Genomic DNA, 18,203 nt, shown 5'->3' with positions numbered 1-18,203 from the left:
CTCAGCCATAGTGGACCCGTTTTTCGACGAAGCGGAACTGGAAGGCTGTCAGGGCGATCACGATGATCATCAGGATAACGGATTGCGCGGCAGAAGACCCAAGGTTGAGATTGACGAAACCGTCGTTGTAAACCTTGTAGACCAAGGTCTCCGTCGCCTTGGCCGGGCCGCCGCCAGTAACCGCATGGATGATGCCGAACGTGTCGAAGAATGCATAGACGGTGTTGACGACCAGAAGGAAAAACGTCGTCGGTGCGAGCAGGGGAAAGACGATGGTCCAGAAGCGCCGGTTGCCGCGCGCGCCATCGATTGCGGCGGCTTCGATGAGCGATTTCGGAATGGCCTGAAGTCCCGCCACGAAAAACAGGAAATTGTAGCTGATTTGCTTCCAGGCGGCCGCAACGACAACCAGCGCCATTGCCTGGTTGCCGTTCAGGAGCGGATCCCAGGCAAGGCCGTTGCGTCGAAGCAGATAGGCGAGCGTGCCCATGGCCGGATTGAACATGAAAAGCCAGAGCATGCCGGCCACGGCGGGCGCGACCGCATAGGGCCAGATCAGAAGCGTGCGATAAAAGCCTTGGCCGCGAATAACCTTGTCGGCCGCGGTCGCCAGAAGCAGAGCGACGCCCATCGAGACCACCGCGGTCAACAGGGTGAAAACGACTGTGACCTGGACCGCATGGATATAGTTCGGATCGGACAGCACGTTTTTGAAGTTGGCGAGACCGACGAAGCCGCTCTTCAGGCCAAACGGATCCTGACGCACCATGGACTGGTAGAGCGCCTGACTGGCCGGCCAGAAGAAGAAAATGAGTGTCAGCACGATCTGCGGCGCCACCAGCAGGTAGGGCAGGATCTTGTTGGGAAACGCGACAGTATGCACGGCTTCATCCTCGGACAACGGGGCGACGAACAGTGGACCGAATTGCCGCCCGTGGGTTAATCGGGCGGCATGGGATCGAATGTTGTGCCTTAGTTGCCGATGGCTTCGGCGATCGCCGCATTGCCACGTTCGACGGCCTTGTCGAGGGCTGCCTTGGCATCCTGCTTTCCGGCCAGCATCGCCTCGAACTCCTCGTTCATGATGTCGCGGACCTGCGGCAGGTTGACGAGGCGCACGCCTTTCGAATTTTCCGTCGGGGCCTTGCCCATCATCTGCAGGATCGGCGTTTCCCGGCCCGGATTCTTGTCGTAGAAGCCGGATTTCTTGGTTTCTTCATAGGCGGCGTTGGTCACCGGCATATAGCCCGACACCTGATGCAGACGTGCCTGAATCTTGGTCTGCGAGAGGAAGTTGAAGAACTGCGCGACGCCCTTGTATTCCTCGTCGCTCTTGCCGCCGAACACCCAGAGGCTGGCGCCGCCCGGAATGGTATTCTGCGGCCCATGCCCTTCATAGTAGGGCAACTGGCCAATGCCGTATTTGACGCCCGACTTGATGATGTCGCCGAGACCACCGGACGATTCCGTCAGGATCGCGCATTCGCCCGACATGAAGAGTTGCTTGGCTTCGGACGTGCGTCCGCCGTAGCGGAACGTGCCGTCCTTGGCCAGATCGGCGATTGCCTGGAAATGCTCGACGAACAGCGGCGAATTGAACTCCAGCTTGACGTCGTTGCCGCCAAGGCCGTTCTCGTTCGTTCCGTAGGCGACATTGTTCCAGGCGGCGAGATTCTCCGTCTGAATCCAGGTCAGCCATGTCGACGTGAAGCCGCAGGATGCCGCGCCGCTGGTCTTGATCTTCTTTGCAGCCTCGAACACTTCGGGCCATGTCTTCGGTGGGTTCTCCGCGTCCAGGCCTGCCTTCGCGAAGATATCCTTATTGTAATACATGATCGGCGAGGATGAATTATACGGGAATGACAGCATGGTGCCGTCAGGCTTGGAATAGTAGGCTACGATACCCGCCAGATACTGCGACTTGTCGAACGTGTAGCCGCCTTTCTGCAGCACGTCCGCCGCGGGCATGATGGCACCCTCAGCTCCCATCATGACACCGCTGCCTGCATCGAAAACCTGAATGATGGCCGGGGCCTGATTGGAGCGAAACGCCGCGATACCGGCGTTCAGGGTTTCGGGATAGGTACCCTTGAAAACGGGTGTGATCGTATAATCGCTCTGGCTCTCGTTGAATTCCTTGGCCAGTTGATTGACGACCTCGTTGTTGGCGCCGGTCATGGCGTGCCACCATTGCAGATCGGTGGCAGCGTCGGCGTCGACAGGCAGCGCCAAAGTGAATGCGAAAAGGGCCGTCGAGGCAGCCAACGAACGTTTGAACATGATTTTCCTCCACTAACGATGAAACAGAATGCAGTTGTTCTGCAATTCCCGTGGCAGTCCTCCTCGACCGACACGGAAACCTTTGGCATCAGGCTGGCACCGCCGCCATCACACGATCTCAAAATTCACATAGAAGCGAAGTGGCATTTGTCCAGGAGTTGAAGATCTGGTCGCAACGCAAGCCCCCGCGACCACCTTGAAAGGGACCTCCATCCCATTTCCTTTTGCAATCGTGTGCAAATGCTGCATCAGATGAGTCGGTGTGTCAAACTCTTTTGCTTTGGAATATTGTGGTGGGTGTTAGATAAAGTCTTGCACGCAATTGCAAAATTGCGCGAGGATCAATCGTCCGAGAAATGATCGCTGCGGGTTCGTTGCGTACGATCACAAAGCTGTCGCTCTGAATATATCGATTGATCTGGCAACCATGCTGGTGGCCGAGAGGCTTTGGCGGTGTGCCGCTTGATCGCCGTCTGTTCGAAAATGTTTCTTGAACATCTCCCGACGAATCATGACTCCATCGGAAGCTACGGGCGGCATGGAGCCGCCCGCTTCATCCGTCCGTTGATTCAAGGAGAATCACGCCGCCTTCTTCGCGCCCTTGGGATTAGCCTGGGTTTCGCCGAGCTTGGTGAGCTTGGTGAGCAGCTTGTCGGTTGCCAGCTCTTCCTGCAGGTTGGCGTCGAACAGCGCCACGGCGTCCTTGTAACCAAGCTGCGTGGCCCAGGATTTCAGCGTGCCATAGCGGGCGATTTCATAGTGCTCGACGGCCTGAGCCGAAGAAATGAGGCCTGCATCCAGTGCGACGGAATCCTTGAATTCGTCGATGATTTCCTCGCCTTCGGCAATGATCCCCTGAATTGCCTCGCAGGTCTTGCCGCGGGCCGGCTTGCCGATCATCTCGAACACCTGCTGCAGCCGCTCGATCTGCCCTTCGGTTTCATCCTTGTGCTTGAGGAAAGCGGCCTTGCCTTCTTCCGATTTCGCGGCACGCGCCATTTTCGGCAGCGTCTTCAGAATCTGTTTCTCGGCGTAGAAAATGTCCTTGAGGGTATCGAGAAACAGGTCGTTCAATGTCTTTTCTGCCATCGTGTTCTCCTTTGATGATCGGAAATGCGCGACTCAACCAAGCCAACGGCATTTGGTTCCCAAAGAGATGAACCTGAATCTCCCTCGGTCGACCGGTCAGGTGGTCTCCTTCGATACCCATCCTCAACATCAGACAGTTTTGACCGCGGAGGATGAATGGGACGGCAGGGTTGGATAGAGTTCGGCATACCGTCTTGCAGCGGTCGAGGGCAGGCTTGCCGTCATGGATGTTCAGTCCAGACGTCTTGGCAGTAGGGAAGGGCGGGATGCATTATCCCGCCCTTCCAGATCAATTCAGCTTTACCGAGGGCTCGCGCGCCCAGACCCGAAGCTTGCCGATCTCCTCGAAGAAGGTGGCAATGGTTTTCTTGTCCGTGAGTTCGATCGTTCCTTCATCGAGATCGCCGGCGATCCCGGCTTTCTCCAGAAGCGGCAGGGCATCGCCGACATAGCCGATATATTTGCAATGCGTAAACGCGTCGGCGACGAAGTCGCGCGCTGTTGCCTCCTTGAGGAGATCGGTCACGCCATCCGCCGATACAACGAGCGCCACGGCGTCATAGAACACGGACGGGCCGCCATCGATCATCTGTTGCCCATCGACCCAGCTTCCATCCGACATGGTGACACCGCCGACCTTTGGCGCGATGACCTCGAAGACAGCCTTCTGCTTCTTGAGATTATCGTGCAGTGTCTGGAACACTTGAATATCGGCGCCGTCTGTCAAAAGAATGCCGAGCTTGCGGCCTTCGAAACGCTGGGGACCGCGCTCGACGATGCTGAGCGCCGGCGAAGGTTCAAGATCCTGCCGCGTCGGGACGGCGGCGTCGGCGGGCTTTGGCATGACGTTCAACCCAAGTCCATGCGCGACCTTTCCCGCAAGCGTCTCGTCGATGTTCATCAGGTGGGACACCATGCGTTCGCGGATTACCGGTGTCTCGACCTTCGACAGTTCGAAGATCAGCGCAGCGGCGATGTGGCGCTGTTCCGGTGGTGTTTGGCTGATGAAGAACTGTCGCGCCTGGCTGTAATGATCGGCAAAGCTCTCCGGCCGCAGCCGTATTTTCGGGCCGCGTTCTTCTGCCGGGAAGTGGCGGTAGCCTTGCATCGGCGACTCTCGCGGCCCTTCGCCGAAGGAATTCGGCTGATAGTTCACCCGGCCCACGGGATTGCGCATGGCCATATGCCCATCCTGCTGGAAATGGGCGAAAGGACATTTCGGTGCGTTGATCGGCAGATGGGTAAAATTCGGGCTGCCGAGACGCTTCAACTGCGTGTCCAGATAGGAGAAGTTACGGCCCTGCAACAGCGGATCGTTGGAAAAGTCGATGCCCGGCGGCACGTTCTGGGTCATGAACGCCACCTGCTCGGTCTCGGCGAAGAAATTGTCCGGCATCCGGTCAAGGACGAGACGGCCGATCGGCTGGGGCTTGAGAATTTCTTCCGGAATGATCTTGGTCGGATCGAGCACGTCGAAGTCGAAATTGTCGGCGAAGTCCTGGTCGAAGAGCTGAACCTGCAGTTCCCATTCCGGGAAATTGCCGGACTGGATCGATTGCCAGAGATCACGCCGGTGGAAATCCGGATCCGCTCCGTTGATCTTGACCGCTTCGTTCCAGGCAACCGATTGCAGGCCCAGTTTCGGTTTCCAGTGGAATTTCACGAAAGTGGATTCATCCTTCGCGTTGACGAAGCGGAACGTGTGAACGCCAAATCCTTCCATGAACCGGAATGCGCGCGGAATGGTGCGGTCCGACATGATCCACATGACCATATTCATGCTTTCCGGGGTCAGGCTGATGAAGTCCCAGAACGTGTCATGTGCCGTCTGTGCCTGCGGAAACGCCCGGTCCGGCTCCGGCTTCGCGGCATGAACGACATCGGGAAACTTGATGGCGTCCTGGATGAAGAAGACAGGAATGTTGTTGCCGACAAGGTCCCAATTGCCCTCCTTCGTGTACATCTTCACGGCAAAGCCGCGGACATCGCGCGCAAGGTCGGCAGAACCCTTGCTGCCGGCAACCGTCGAGAAGCGCACGAAGACAGGCGTTCGTTCGCCGGCGCGCTGAAAAAGGTCGGCGCGGGTATAGGCTGCCAGGGAATCGTAGGTCTCGAAAAACCCGTGGGCGCCATAGCCGCGTGCATGCACGACCCGTTCGGGAATGCGCTCATGGTCAAAATGGAAGATCTTTTCGCGGAAATGGAAGTCGTCCATGAGAAGCGGACCGCGCGGGCCCACACGCAGTGAGTTCTGGTCATCGGAGACCGGGCCGCCCTGCGCGGTGGTGAGCACCGGCGCCCCGTCCTCGGCAAACTGGTGAAGCTCACCGCCGTCTCCTCGATGCAGTTTCTGGTCGTGAACGGTGGCGATATTGGCGGTCGCTGTCGGTGTGGATTTTTTAGCCATGGTGGAATCCCCGTCTGGAAGTGAACGGATGACAATCAGCGAAGCGGCATTTGGTTCCGGGTTCCGGCGGGAAGGGCCTGGTTGAGGTCGTCGAATATCGGGTTCAGCAATATGGACAGCCCGTTGACGTTTCAGCAGGCGGGCACACCTTCTGCCGGCCACGGTTTGCGCCACCAGCAGAACGGCTTCGTTGGACTGTGATTCTGACCGCCCAACGGATACCTTGCCAGTTTGGGGAAATATGATACGAGTACTCAACTATTTTTAAGGTTCGATGCTGTCCAATCACGTCCGTTGCGATGGCTCCCAACGGCAATCTGACCTCTCAAAGGAAGAAGTGACGGCGCATGAGCTTCTGGCATTCCATGTCCTGGAAAACCGAAGGCATCCGGGTCACGGCTCCGGTTCAATGGCGGCAATATGACGGGTTTGTCAGCGTGCTTTGGGAGGCGGAAAGCCAGGCTGGCGCCAGTGGCTACTATCTTGCTGACGATCCTCGTATCATGTTCTTTTTCAACGATGTTTCGTCCAACGTCTGCATCTCGAACGAAAACGATAATTTTGCGAGGAATTCACGCCCGATGGCGCGGGCGGTCTATGTTCCGGCCGGCGTTCCGTTGTGGACCGGCAGTCGCAAGACGCACAGCTTCAGTCATCTCAATCTGCACCTCCATCGCGATCGGGTGCTGAGGTATCTCGCTCCATCGATTGGTGCTTCCGCCGCACAGACGGCCTTGCGCCGTCCGGTGGAACTTCAGGATGTGTCGGCGATCGACGCCTTGGCGAAACTGCTGGTCGACGAGATCAAGAATCCTTCCAGACATGCAGTCTATGCGGAAAACCTTGTCGGCAGCATCGTCGCGGGGCTCCTCGATATTCCCCCGGAAAGGGAAGAGAGCGGTAGCGGAAGGCTGACGCAGGCTCAGATGAACAAGTTGCTGGCGCATATCGACGGCCTGGGCGATTGCCGGATGTCCGTCGCCGAAATGGCAGCGATCGTCGGGCTTTCCGAAAGCTGGTTTGCCAGCGTTTTCAAGCAGACCACCGGCAAGACCCCGCTGCAATGGCAGTTGACCAAACGCGTCGAACTTTCGAAGCAACTGCTCGGCGAAAGCGATCTCACCGTGGCCAGCATCGCCGCCCAGCTCGGGTTTTCCGATCAGGCGCACCTGACAAAGGTGTTTCGCCAGATCGTCGGCGAGACACCGGCCGCCTGGCGGCGCATGCGGCAATTGCGGCGGGCATAAAGCCCCGTCCGCGATGATACGGACGGGACCATTTTCTTTTACCAGGTCTGGCGCAGTGTCGCCTTGATGGCGCGGCCCGGGTTGTAATAAACCGCGCCGAAGTCCTGGCTGGCCACGTGTTTCTCATCGAACACATTGTTGACGTTCAACTGGAACGTCGTGTTTTCCTGGACCTTGTAGGTGAAGGCCGCATCGAACACCACTGCGCTTTCCGATTTCGTGGAGTTGTCGAGGTTCGTGTAATACGAGTCGGTGTACCGTGCTCCCAGCCCGAACATCATGTCGCCGCGTGCGCCCTGACCCTCCAGCGTATAGGTGCCCCACACCGAGGCCAGATGCTTGGGCACGCGCATGAGGCGGTTGCCGTCATTGGCGCCGCCGGGCTCGATGACCTTGGAATCAATGTAGCTGTAGGCGGCGATGACGTTGATATTGTTTGTCACTTCCGCCTTGGCTTCGAGTTCGAAACCACGATGCCTGACCTTATCGACCGTCTCCGGTATATAGGTGACCTGGTCGAACACGGTGATGTTGCCCTTCGTCAGGTCGTAGACGGAGGCGGTGATCAAGGCCGGGAAGGCCTCCGGCCGATATTTGATCCCGACTTCATACTGCTTTCCGGTCGTCGGCTCGGCGCCGGAGGCCGGTGGTGCGGCCGACTCGGCGTAGCTGATATAAGGAGCCAGTTCCTCGGTGATCTTGTAGCTGACACCGAACCGCGTGGTAAATTCGCTGTGGTCCCCGGCCTGAGTCGTTCCTGCCAGAAGATCGGTTTCGCTGAGGTCGAGCCAGTCGTTGCGCAGACCGGCGCTCACCGTCAGCTTGTCGAAGAAGGTCAGGTCCTGCTGCAGATAGATTGCGTTGGTCTGCTGGTCGTTGTTCGTGCTGGCGTAAGGTGACATGGAACCGGGTCCGCCTGAATAGATCGGATTTTCCCAATCGATCGAAGGCGCCGCCGTGTAGAAGTTATTGCTGTCGGACTCGTACTTGTTGTAGTCGGCTCCCAGGAGCGTGCGGCTCTCGACATCGTTAAAATTCGTTTCGTAGACCAAATTTGCATCAATGACGAACTGCTCGGTCGATTTCCCGTTTCCGAAGAAGTAGCGGCCGGCCACCGTCGAGCCGTCGGTTGGCGTGCTGCCGATATAGGCACTGCCGAAACCGTCGTTCAGGTTGCTGTAGCGCGCATTGGAACTGAAGCTCAGGCCATTGCCGAAGTCATGGTCGAACATGACGCTGTAGGTGTTGCGGTTCGTCTCGCTGAAGTAATAGTCCGGCTCGCCAAAAAACTTGTCCCTGTCAAAATCGGTCCCGAGCGGATGGCCGCCGCTACCGGGAACCCCATCCTTGTCGAGGTGATCGAAAGTGAACGTCAGGCTTGTTGCGTCGGTGGGACGCCATGTCAGGCCGCCGAGGAAGAAATTCTCGTCATCCTGGGAATAATCATATTCGGCATCCGCTCGTTGGAATTTGCCGGTCAACCGGTAGGAGAGCGTATCGTCCTCGGTGAAGTTATCGCCAAAATCGAAGCCCACTTCCTTATGCGCAAACGATCCACCGGTGCCATAGACTTCCCCGAAACGCTCGCTCTTCGGGGTCTTCGTGACATAGTTGACCGATCCGCCAGGCTCAGCCGCGCCAAAGGCCGAGGAACTGGCGCCCTTGAGCACCTCGATGCGCTCGAAGGCATAAGGCTCTTCCCGAACCCCGGCGAACGTCCTGCCAATGGCCAAGCCGTCGCGATAGGTGTACGGGGTGAAGCCACGAATGTCGAAATAATCATAGCGATCGTCCGAGCCGTAGAAGTCGCTGGTCACGCCAGCCGTATATTGCACGACCTGTTCGACGGTGTCGGCGGCGCGCTCCTCGACTTCCTTGGACGTGATAACGGAAACGGATGCGGGTGCAACCAGGATATCGGTCGGCAGCTTGCCGGCGCCCGTCGTTTCGGTGGCAACGATCGTCTTCGAATCGTTCTCCGTGTTGAGGACGGTCCCGCCGGTTCCACCCTGGACCACAAGCGTCTCCAACTGGGTCGGGCTTGCTTCCTGCGCAAACGAGAGGGCAGGCGTCAAGGCGATGAGGGCCGTGCAACCGAGAAGAAATGCGTTTCGGTAACGCATAGGCACTCGCGTCGAGCAGCGGCCGGTTTGATCGATGTCCATGTTCATGTTCCAATTGACTTAAAGACTAAAAAGCGGTCAGCTCCATCGCTGAAGCTATGTGAGACCGTCGAGCAATCCAGCGTCCGGCTCACAGCGCATGCTCCGCGCTCAATCCGCCCCGGCCTGAAGTCGTCGTCCCCAATGACCCGCTATTAACTGGAGTGGATTTGTATAGTATTGTACATTTCCCCGGTTTTGTACGATCCGCTGGCAATCTCCACGCACTTTCCGGATATAAGCCGCTTTGCCGTTGACGCCACGCAATTAAGCTGAGAACTGGGGTCAACTTATAATGTTGAATGGAGTGTGGCGATGAAGCTGTTCCGTTTCGCCGTACTGGCACTGATCGTTTCCCTCTGGATTGGCGTGCACGACACCGCGCTTGCGGCAGAGAGCGTTTCCTATCCCATCACCATCAAGCATGCGTTCGGTACCACCGTCATCGACAAGAAGCCGGAGCGGGTCGCAACCGTCGCCTGGGCGAACCATGAAGTGCCGCTGGCGCTGGGCATCGTGCCGGTCGGCATGGCGCGCGCGAATTTCGGCGATGACGACGGCGACGGCATCCTGCCTTGGGTCGCCGCACGACTGGACGAACTCAAGGCCGAAAAGCCGGTTCTGTTCGACGAGGGTGACGGGATCGATTTCGAGGCGGTCGCCGCCACCCGTCCCGACGTCATTCTCGCGGCATATTCTGGTATCAGCCAGGCGGACTACGATACGCTGAGCCAGATTGCGCCCGTTATCGCCTACCCGCAGGCGCCCTGGTCGACGGATTGGCGGGAAACGATCCGGCTGGACAGCGCGGGTCTCGGCATGGCTGGCGAAGGCGAAGCGCTGATCGCCGATATCGAGGCCGATATTGCCGGCACGCTGGCGGCGCATCCTGAGCTCAAGGGCAAATCGGCGATGTTCATCACGCATTTGAGTGCATGGGATCTCAGCATCGTCAACTTCTACACGACCAACGATACGCGGGTGAAATTCTTCGCCGATCTCGGGCTCACGTCGCCGAAGAGCGTGAACGATGCGTCTCTGCCGGGCAAGTTTTCCGGATCCGTGAGCGCAGAGCAGATCGATGCCTTCGACGATGTCGATATCCTCGTCACCTATGGCGACGGCATGCTTTTCGACGCGCTGAAGACCAATGCTTTGATGATGCATATGCCGGCGGTGACACAGGAATCGATTGTGCTGCTGGGAAACAATGCGGTCGGCACCGCCGCCAATCCGACGCCGCTGTCGATCCGGTGGATTTTGAAGGACTATGTGAAGCTCTTGAGCGAGGCGGCCAAGAAGTCGAAATGACCGCGGGTATCCTGAAGACATCCAATGGGCGATGGTTGGCCGCATCCGGCTCCAACCGGACACGAAGCCTTTGGCTGGTCGGCCTGTTCGCACTTCTGGCCGTATTTATCGTGCTCTCCGTGACGGTTGGAACGCGTAGTGTCGCCTGGGCCGATATCATCGCGGCCATTGGCGGTGCGCAGGACAATATCGGTCGGGCATCCGTCGCCCTGCGCATTCCGCGAACGCTGCTGGCGTTACTTGCAGGAGGAGCGCTGGGGTTGTCCGGTGCTGTCATGCAGGGCGTCACCCGCAACCCGCTGGCCGATCCCGGCATTCTCGGCGTCAATATGGGGGCCTCGCTCGCCGTCGTCGTCGGGGTCGCCTGGTTCGGCATGTCGTCCGCCTATGCGTATATATGGACCGCGATTCTCGGCGCCTCATGCGCCGCGATCTTCGTCTATGCCATCGGCTCGATGGGACGAGGGGGTGCCACGCCTCTGAAGCTGGCGCTCGCCGGCGCCGCGACATCGGTTGCGTTTTCATCGCTGGTGATCGCCATCGTCTTGCCGCGCGGCGATATCGCCGGTGGCATCCAGTCCTGGCAAATCGGCGGCGTCGGTGGCGCGACCTATCAGCGTATTCTGCCGGTCCTGCCGTTTCTCGCTGTCGGTTTCGCGGTCAGCCTGCTCTCGGCCAGGAAGCTGAATTCCCTTGCGCTCGGGGATGATCTGGCGGCCGGCCTTGGAGAAAATGTCGCGGTGGCCCGGGCTGTCGCGTCTCTCGGAGCCATCCTGCTCTGCGGCGCAATAACGGCCGTCTGCGGGCCGATCGGTTTCCTGGGCTTGGTCGTGCCGCATATCTGCCGGCTGTTGATCGGCGTCGATCACCGCTGGCTGTTGCCGTTTTCGGCGCTCGGCGGCGCGTGTCTGCTGCTTGCAGCGGATGTTCTCGGGCGCATCGTCGCGCGTCCAGCCGAGATCGATGTGGGCATCGTTACCGCACTGGTCGGCGCGCCATTCTTCATCTGGATCGTCAGGCGCCAGCGGGTGAGGGACCTGTGACCATGCAGACCTTCACCATCGATGTTGTCATCGCGAACCGTCGCCGCCGCGCGCGCCGGTATTTTGTTGTCCTTGCGGTGTTGCTGGCCCTCGTCGTGTCGATCTTCGCGGTCACGCTGTCGGTGGGGCAAACGATCACGCCGCCTGGTGATGTCCTGCGCGTCCTGCTTGGTGAGCCCGTTCGGGGAGCCGCCTTCAATGTCGGGCAATTGCGGCTGCCACGCGCGGTGCTGTCTGTTCTCGCCGGGCTTTGCTTCGGACTGGGTGGGGTGGCGTTTCAGGTGATGCTCCGCAATCCGCTTGCAAGCCCGGATATCATCGGTATCACCTCCGGTGCCGGGGCTGCGGCAGTCTTCGCCATTGTCGTTCTGTCGATGAGCGGGCCGATTGTGTCGGTTTTCGCCATCGTTGCCGGTCTTGGCGTTGCGCTCCTCGTCTACGGGCTTTCGTTTCGCAACGGTGTCGCCGGAACACGCCTTATCCTCGTCGGCATCGGCGTATCGGCCATGCTGCAAAGCATCATCGCCTATATCCTGCAGTCCGCGCCGGCTTGGAGCCTGCAGGAGGCAATGCGCTGGCTGACGGGCAGCGTCAACGGCGCGCAACTCGACCAGGCTCTGCCGCTGCTGCTTGCTCTTCTATTCTTCGGCGGTCTTCTCGTTAGCCGCAGTCGCGATCTGGATGCCTTGCGCCTCGGAGACGACATGGCGGCCGCCCTCGGCACCTGCGTCTCGCAAACCCGGATGCTGGTGATGATCGCAGCCGTCGGCTTGATCGCATCGGCGACCGCCGCAACAGGGCCGATCGCCTTCGTCGCCTTCCTGTCGGGCCCGATTGCTGGCCGGATCGTTCGAAACGCCGGACCGCTCCTGATCCCGTCGGCGCTGACGGGCGCCGTCCTCGTCCTTGCTGCAGATTATGTCGGGCAACACTTTCTGCCAGGCCGATACCCCGTCGGGGTCGTCACCGGCGCGTTGGGGGCACCGTACCTGATTTATCTCATCATTCGCGTCAACCGGATCGGAGGCTCGCTGTGACCGATCATCTGCTCGTCGCCAGCGGCCTGTCTGCCGGCTATGACAAAACCGAAATCCTGCATGGGCTGGACCTGACCATTCCGCCCGGCAAGATCACCGTGATCGTCGGCGCCAATGCCTGCGGCAAGTCCACATTTCTCCGCACGTTGTCGCGGCTGATTTCGCCAAGCCAGGGGCAGGTCCTTCTGGACGGCAAGTCCATCCATCGCATGCCTTCGCGAGACCTCGCACGGACATTGGGCCTTTTGCCACAGTCGCCGATCGCGCCGGAGGGCATCACCGTCGCCGATCTGGTCAGCCGCGGGCGGCATCCGCATCAGAGCCTGTTTTCCCGCTGGACCCGGCGGGACGACGAAGCGGTCGACAGCGCGCTTGCGGCCACCAAGATTTTCGAGCTCGCCGAGCGGCCGGTCGACGAACTCTCCGGTGGCCAGCGGCAGCGGGTCTGGATCGCCATGGCACTGGCGCAGCAGACGGATATCCTGCTGCTCGACGAGCCGACGACCTTTCTCGATATCAATCACCAGATCGAGGTGCTCGATCTCCTGGTGGATTTGAACGGCACGCGCGGTACGACCGTGGTCATGGTCCTGCATGACCTCAACCTTGCCGCCCGTTATGCAGATCATCTCGTCGCTCTCGCGGACGGCCGCGTGCACATGTCGGGCGCGCCGGAAGAGGTGCTGACCGAAGAGACCGTGCGGTATGTCTTTGGTCTCGACAGCCGGGTCATCAAGGATCCGACATCCGGCCGCCCCATCATGTTGCCAATTGGCCGACACCGGATGGCGGCGTCCGATGACGAGGCCAGCAGTCCGTCACAAGAGGAGAAAACCGCATGAACGAATACACGTCCTTCAAGCTGTCCGGCGTGGCCGCTCCCAGCAATGCGGTCGATATGCTCGACGAGATCTGCGAACATTTTGTCGAACATGCCGATGTGGATCGAGTAGGTGATCTGGCCGTGCTGAAAAGCGATGTCGGTATTGCGCGTATCGAGATCGACAGCGGCCGCCTTTTGATCAATCTCGATTGTCCGACGGCCGAAACCTTGCAGATGAGCCGTACGATCCTTGCGGAGCACCTTTTCTATTTCGCCGAGGATCAGCCTTTCGAGCTCACCTGGTCGGAAGCGACGTCCTTGTCGAGGCCGCCGAATCTACAGGCAATAACGGTCGTGTCGGCGGAAGACATCACCCCGCATATGCGTCGTGTTGTCTTCTCCTGCGCCGACATTACGCCATTTGTCGGCGGCGATATGCATGTTCGCCTGCTGGTGCCGCCAAAAGGCAGAGCGCCTGTCTGGCCGGGTTTTCGTGACGACGGCCGCCTTGCCTGGCCGGAAGGCGAGGACGAGCTTGTGGTTCGCGTCTACACGATCCGAGCGGTCGATACCGCGCGCGGCGAATTGTCGATCGACTTCCTGCAGCATCCGGCCCCCGGGATTTCGACGCCCGGTGCCGATTTCGCGCGTGACGCACGGCCCGGAGACGTGGCGGCTCTCATTGGGCCAGGCGGCGGCAGTCTTCCAGTGGCAAAAACCATGCTTCTGATCGGCGATGAGAGCGCCTTGCCGGCCATCGCGCGGATCGCGGCCGAAGTTCCTGCCGGAACGCGGATGCGGGCCATCGTCGAAGTTGAGGACGAGGCGGAAGAGCAGTCGCTTCCAACGGCCGGTGTGCTCGACATGCGCTGGCTGCACCGGTGCAGCTATCCTGAACACGCCACCGGGCATCTTTTGGCCGAGGCCAAAGCCGTGATCGACAGCGTCGATCGGGAGACGTTCGTCTGGGCCGCCTGTGAAAAACAGGACATCCGCGCCCTCCGATCGTTCCTCAAGGAACGGCGGCATGACCGAAAGAAAATGTATGTCGCCTGGTATTGGGAGAGAAGTTCTCCGTGAACCATCGGCGGGGCAGGGGCAGATCCAGTTGCAGTTATATCCGAGGCCGTCGTGGTCGTGCGCGAATAACGTGTCTTCCATGATTGAAGTCGAAGGTTCAGCGGCAGGCCGGAATGATGGCACAGGCATGCATTGCCGGCAATCTCAGCGAACGGAGATGTCCGAAACAGCGTTCCTGACGATCGTACCGTCCAGAGTCACCGAGACGTCAACCTGATACTGCCCTGCAGGCAATGAACGCTTTTTTCCGGCGAAAGCGGAATAGGCAGCCTTGTTCCGCTCAAGTGGCTCGCCGGTATGGTCGATAAGGGTATCGCCGTTCAGATCCTTCAGCACGAACCTGATCGCACTGCCTTTTTTCAGATTGGCAAACCACGCCCATGTGACGAACACAGTGTCCGTGGCCGAAACGACCGGCGGTGGCCCCTCCCGGACGAGCGCTTCGTAGACGACGGGTTTTCCCGCTACCCCGATGGCAAGGATATCCGGCTTCGTCGGATCCAGCTTTGCGACAATCTCCGGCGCGAACAGCGATTCCCCTGACCGAAATGTCGATGCGCAACCGTCCGAGAGTTTCCGGCCTGTCAGCGGGTCGAGCGTATCGCCGTGCCGGGTGACCGTGATGTGGACATGGGGAAACTGTGCCAGGCCGGATGCGCCGATCTCGCCGAGCCGGTCACCGGCACGGACAGTGTCTCCCGGCTTGACCGCCAGGCTGTCCTTTTGCAGGTGGCAATACTGGACTTCGTAATCATCCTGAAGCTGCAGGACCAAACCGTTGCCACACTCCCGTCCGGCGACACTGGCTCTGTCTGCTTCGGTTTCGACCAGATGGTCCGTTTCCTGGTCGCGAATCCGTAGCACCGTGCCGTCGCCGACCGCGATGACAGGAAATCCCGTTTCCATATCCTTCAGCGAAAGGATGCGCAGGTCCGTCCCGGAATGACCGTCATATGTCATGCCGCCGCAGAGCGGATCGGCCACCGCATTGCCGGCTGCCATGTCGGCATATTGTTGCATGAAGCAGGTTTTTCCGAGTTCGCACTCCGCCGGCAATCGAAGTTCGATGGCAGAAGCGGACGAGCCGAGAAGCACGGCGGTAAATATGCCGAATATCGAACGGTGTATGAGACTAAGCAACGGCCGCCCCGGCTTCAGGATGATGAGTTCGCAGCCTATCACAACTCGGAGATTAACGAGCGCTTTTCCGTTCGGCTAACCGAGGTGGGTTCAGGTCGCGACAATTTGTGTGGACAGCCAGAACGGCAATTCGCTGGAAACGAGCGGCACGTTACGGCAACCCAGGACGTGCTGCTCGAAGCCGCCAACCGGCCCCGACCTCCGTTGCCAGCCGCCGCAAACGAACTCCCGGCGCTGGCACAATGTACCAACACGCCGGGAGCCGTCACCGTCAAATCACGATGAAGTCGGAGGCGGTCAGGGACAGGCCTGTTGCCAGCGACGCGAATTTCACGGCGGTCGATGCGCTGCCCAATCCGTCGGCGTCGTAGAACAGCGAGCCGGTGTTGGAATTGTAGATGATCTTGTCATCCGCATCCCGCGGCGCCAGGAAATTGTCCTTGAAAAGCGTCGCGGCCAGCGTGCCGACCGTTGTCAGGGTGGTGAAGATCGCGTTTTCGAGCTTGATCGTATCATCAGTGACATTGAAGTCGAGGATCTTGTCGACATTGTTCGGGCCCAGCGCCGTGTTGAACACGAACGTGTCCAGGCCGCCAAGGCCCTTCAACGTATCGCTGCCGCCCTTGCCGTTCAGGATATTGTTGCCGGCATTGCCGGTGATCGCCTGGACGAATTCGTTGCCGGTGAGATCGATGCCGGATAGTCCCGCCGATCCGTTCGTCGTCATGATCTCGACGCGCACGCCGGCGCCGAGGGTATAATCGACGGCCGCCATCACCCGGTCCGCGGTGTCGCCAGCAACCGTTTCGACGATCGTCGTCGTCTTGGTATAGATCTGGTATGTATCGTTGCCAGCGAGCCCCTTCAGAAGGTCGGCGGCGCCCGCGCCGTCCCTCAGGATGTTCGCGCCATAATTGCCGGTAATCTCCTGATGGAGCGCATTGCCGGTCAGGTTGATCGCCGTGGTGGCCGTGGAGGACACCGTCGTCATCACTTCGATATCATCGTCGGCGGCCAGCACATAGCTTGCCCGCGCCGAGACCCGGTCGGCGGTGCCTTCGCCCGCGACCTCGTTGATGACATCGCCGGCATTATCGACGATATAGTGATCGTTGCCGATCCCACCCGTCATCGTGTCGATTCCAATGCCGCCGTCCAGGCGGTCATTGCCGATGCCGCCGTCGAGGGTGTCGGTGCCGGCGCCGCCGTTCAACGTGTTGTCAAAATCGTTGCCGGTTATCGTGTCGTTGCCGGAGCCGCCGATCGCGCTGTCAATTCGCGTTCCTGCGGCGATGGCGACGTTGTTGATCAGGCCGCCAACGCTGCTGAAAGCACCTCCATTCAGGTTGATCGTCGCTGCCTGGCTGTATCCGGAAACATCAAGCGTATTGCCGACGCCCAGATTGAACAGCGTCACGACCGGAGATGTGTTTTCGGTGAAATCGAAGAAGCGAGCGATCGGCCCTGCGATATTGTTATTGAAACCATAGGTCTGCCCGCCGCTCAGCGGGGAGCTATCCGAAGCGCCGTAGAGTTGCTGGATAGCCTGAACATCCAGCATCATCATCGTATGCGGCGCCTGGCGATTATAGCTGTCGATCGTCGTTCCCCAGTTTGTGCCGCCGTTGGGGTTTTCGTTGTAATACTTGCCATTGGTGTTGGCCCAGTAGATGTATGACATGATCGTATACTGGCGATCGTCGAAGGCACTGTATTGCTGAGTCGAAGGTGACACGGCCCCATTGTAGGTCCCGCCGTGACCGAGCCCCAGCAGATGGCCGACTTCATGGATGATCGTGCTGATGCCGTAACCGCCGACAGTGTCAAACGACCCCGTCAGTTCAAACCCGATCTGGCTGTTATCGATCGAAAGGAGCGAACTCACGATGGTTCCAACCGTCGAGCCGCTCCCGGTTGTGGTTGAGGAACTGACATAGGCACCACCATCGGTGCCGCGCCGGATGGTCGTCGCGCCATTGGCGTCTTCAACGAAGTGAACATCGGCGACCGATTCCCAGAGGGCGAAAACGCTCTGATAAACCGCTTTTTCACTGGCGGTCAGGTTGGAGGCAGCGTCAAACTTGTAGGTGATCGTTCCTTCGGTTCCAGCCGCACCACCACCCCATTTCTGTGCCGTCCGGCCTGTGCTGGACCAATAGGAAAGAGCCGGATCGGTAATCACCGTTCCGTTGGGATTCAAGCCCGTCAGGAACGAGACTTCCTGCGTCTGCGTCGGGCCGATCAGTGAATCGGCTTGCTCGCTCCGATCGATCGATCCGTCGAACAGTTTTCTGTCGAACGGAATCATCGAGGAACTTGGAGTGGAGAAACTTGCTCCACCGGAGAAGGGGTCATCGGAAGAAGAGTGAAACGACGACCAATCCGTCTTGTCGCTCGAACCGTCGTTCTGATCGAAAAACTTTCCGCGAAAATACTTTTTCATTAAAATCCCGCCCTTGGTTGTAAAAAACTGCGCAAGTGAATAACTTTAACTTGTAGAAGTCAATTCTGTCTTGAACGTGAATCTTTATTTGGGTCAACGTCTGTAACGCTTGATCGACAACGTGCCCGTTCTGCACCTTGG

Annotated in this window: 13 protein-coding genes; 6 read left to right on the top strand and 7 right to left on the bottom strand. The window is 59.2% G+C overall.

Annotation, left to right across the window (positions count from 1 at the left end; all coding sequences use genetic code 11):
* Position 1: 1 nt before the first annotated feature.
* The 4 genes from ugpA to catE all read right to left on the bottom strand — a co-directional run bounded on the left by ugpA (position 2) and on the right by catE (position 5,776).
* Positions 2 to 883 (bottom strand): sn-glycerol-3-phosphate ABC transporter permease UgpA, encoded by an 882-nt coding sequence (gene ugpA / locus ACST81_RS23975; protein WP_438753899.1) that lies wholly within the window; start codon positions 881 to 883, stop codon positions 2 to 4.
* Positions 884 to 972: 89 nt separating this feature from the next.
* Positions 973 to 2,280, bottom strand: a complete 1,308-nt coding sequence (ugpB, locus tag ACST81_RS23970; RefSeq protein WP_438753897.1) for a sn-glycerol-3-phosphate ABC transporter substrate-binding protein UgpB — start codon at positions 2,278 to 2,280, stop codon at positions 973 to 975.
* 579 nt (positions 2,281 to 2,859) lie between these two features.
* Positions 2,860 to 3,369 carry a YciE/YciF ferroxidase family protein gene (locus tag ACST81_RS23965; protein ID WP_438753895.1) on the bottom strand — a complete coding sequence of 170 codons (510 nt, stop codon included), beginning with the start codon at positions 3,367 to 3,369 and terminating at the stop codon, positions 2,860 to 2,862.
* A gap of 289 nt (positions 3,370 to 3,658) precedes the next feature.
* A complete protein-coding gene (gene catE, locus ACST81_RS23960) occupies positions 3,659 to 5,776 on the bottom strand; it encodes a catalase C (protein ID WP_438753893.1) in 2,118 nt (705 codons plus the stop codon).
* 347 nt (positions 5,777 to 6,123) lie between these two features.
* On the opposite strand from catE, the gene ACST81_RS23955 reads away from it, so the two are divergent.
* On the top strand, positions 6,124 to 7,023 hold the full coding sequence (locus ACST81_RS23955; protein ID WP_438753892.1) for a helix-turn-helix domain-containing protein: 900 nt from the start codon (positions 6,124 to 6,126) through the stop codon (positions 7,021 to 7,023).
* Between the two features lie 38 nt (positions 7,024 to 7,061).
* Here ACST81_RS23955 and ACST81_RS23950 read toward each other — a convergent pair whose 3' ends face one another.
* Entirely contained in the window at positions 7,062 to 9,188 is a 2,127-nt protein-coding gene (locus ACST81_RS23950; RefSeq protein ID WP_438753891.1) for a TonB-dependent siderophore receptor, read from the bottom strand.
* 312 nt (positions 9,189 to 9,500) lie between these two features.
* Here ACST81_RS23950 and ACST81_RS23945 point away from each other — a divergent pair, with 312 nt between their 5' ends.
* From ACST81_RS23945 to ACST81_RS23925, 5 genes are read left to right on the top strand one after another with little or no spacing between them, the layout of a single operon-like run.
* Positions 9,501 to 10,496, top strand: a complete 996-nt coding sequence (locus tag ACST81_RS23945; protein WP_438753889.1) for an iron-siderophore ABC transporter substrate-binding protein — start codon at positions 9,501 to 9,503, stop codon at positions 10,494 to 10,496.
* Entirely contained in the window at positions 10,493 to 11,539 is a 1,047-nt protein-coding gene (locus ACST81_RS23940) for a FecCD family ABC transporter permease (RefSeq protein ID WP_438753887.1), read from the top strand. Before ACST81_RS23945 ends, ACST81_RS23940 begins: the two co-directional genes overlap by 4 nt.
* A gap of 2 nt (positions 11,540 to 11,541) precedes the next feature.
* Entirely contained in the window at positions 11,542 to 12,576 is a 1,035-nt protein-coding gene (locus ACST81_RS23935; RefSeq protein WP_438753886.1) for a FecCD family ABC transporter permease, read from the top strand.
* Positions 12,573 to 13,418: an ABC transporter ATP-binding protein gene (locus tag ACST81_RS23930; RefSeq protein ID WP_438753885.1), complete on the top strand. Its 846-nt coding sequence runs from the start codon at positions 12,573 to 12,575 to the stop codon at positions 13,416 to 13,418. Before ACST81_RS23935 ends, ACST81_RS23930 begins: the two co-directional genes overlap by 4 nt.
* Positions 13,415 to 14,479, top strand: a complete 1,065-nt coding sequence (locus ACST81_RS23925; RefSeq protein WP_438753883.1) for a DUF2218 domain-containing protein — start codon at positions 13,415 to 13,417, stop codon at positions 14,477 to 14,479. The genes ACST81_RS23930 and ACST81_RS23925 overlap by 4 nt, the downstream gene beginning before the upstream one ends.
* 144 nt (positions 14,480 to 14,623) lie before the next feature.
* Here ACST81_RS23925 and ACST81_RS23920 read toward each other — a convergent pair whose 3' ends face one another.
* Complete coding sequence (locus ACST81_RS23920; RefSeq protein ID WP_438753881.1) at positions 14,624 to 15,499, bottom strand: M23 family metallopeptidase; 876 nt, start codon at positions 15,497 to 15,499, stop codon at positions 14,624 to 14,626.
* 391 nt (positions 15,500 to 15,890) lie between these two features.
* A complete protein-coding gene (locus ACST81_RS23915; protein WP_438753880.1) occupies positions 15,891 to 18,062 on the bottom strand; it encodes a M10 family metallopeptidase C-terminal domain-containing protein in 2,172 nt (723 codons plus the stop codon).
* Between the last annotated feature and the right edge of the window lie 141 nt (positions 18,063 to 18,203).

It is taken from the genome of Pararhizobium sp. O133 (assembly GCF_051669845.1).
In the GTDB taxonomy this organism is placed as follows: Bacteria; Pseudomonadota; Alphaproteobacteria; order Rhizobiales; family Rhizobiaceae; genus Pararhizobium.
This window is presented reverse-complemented; position numbering and strand designations above follow the sequence as displayed.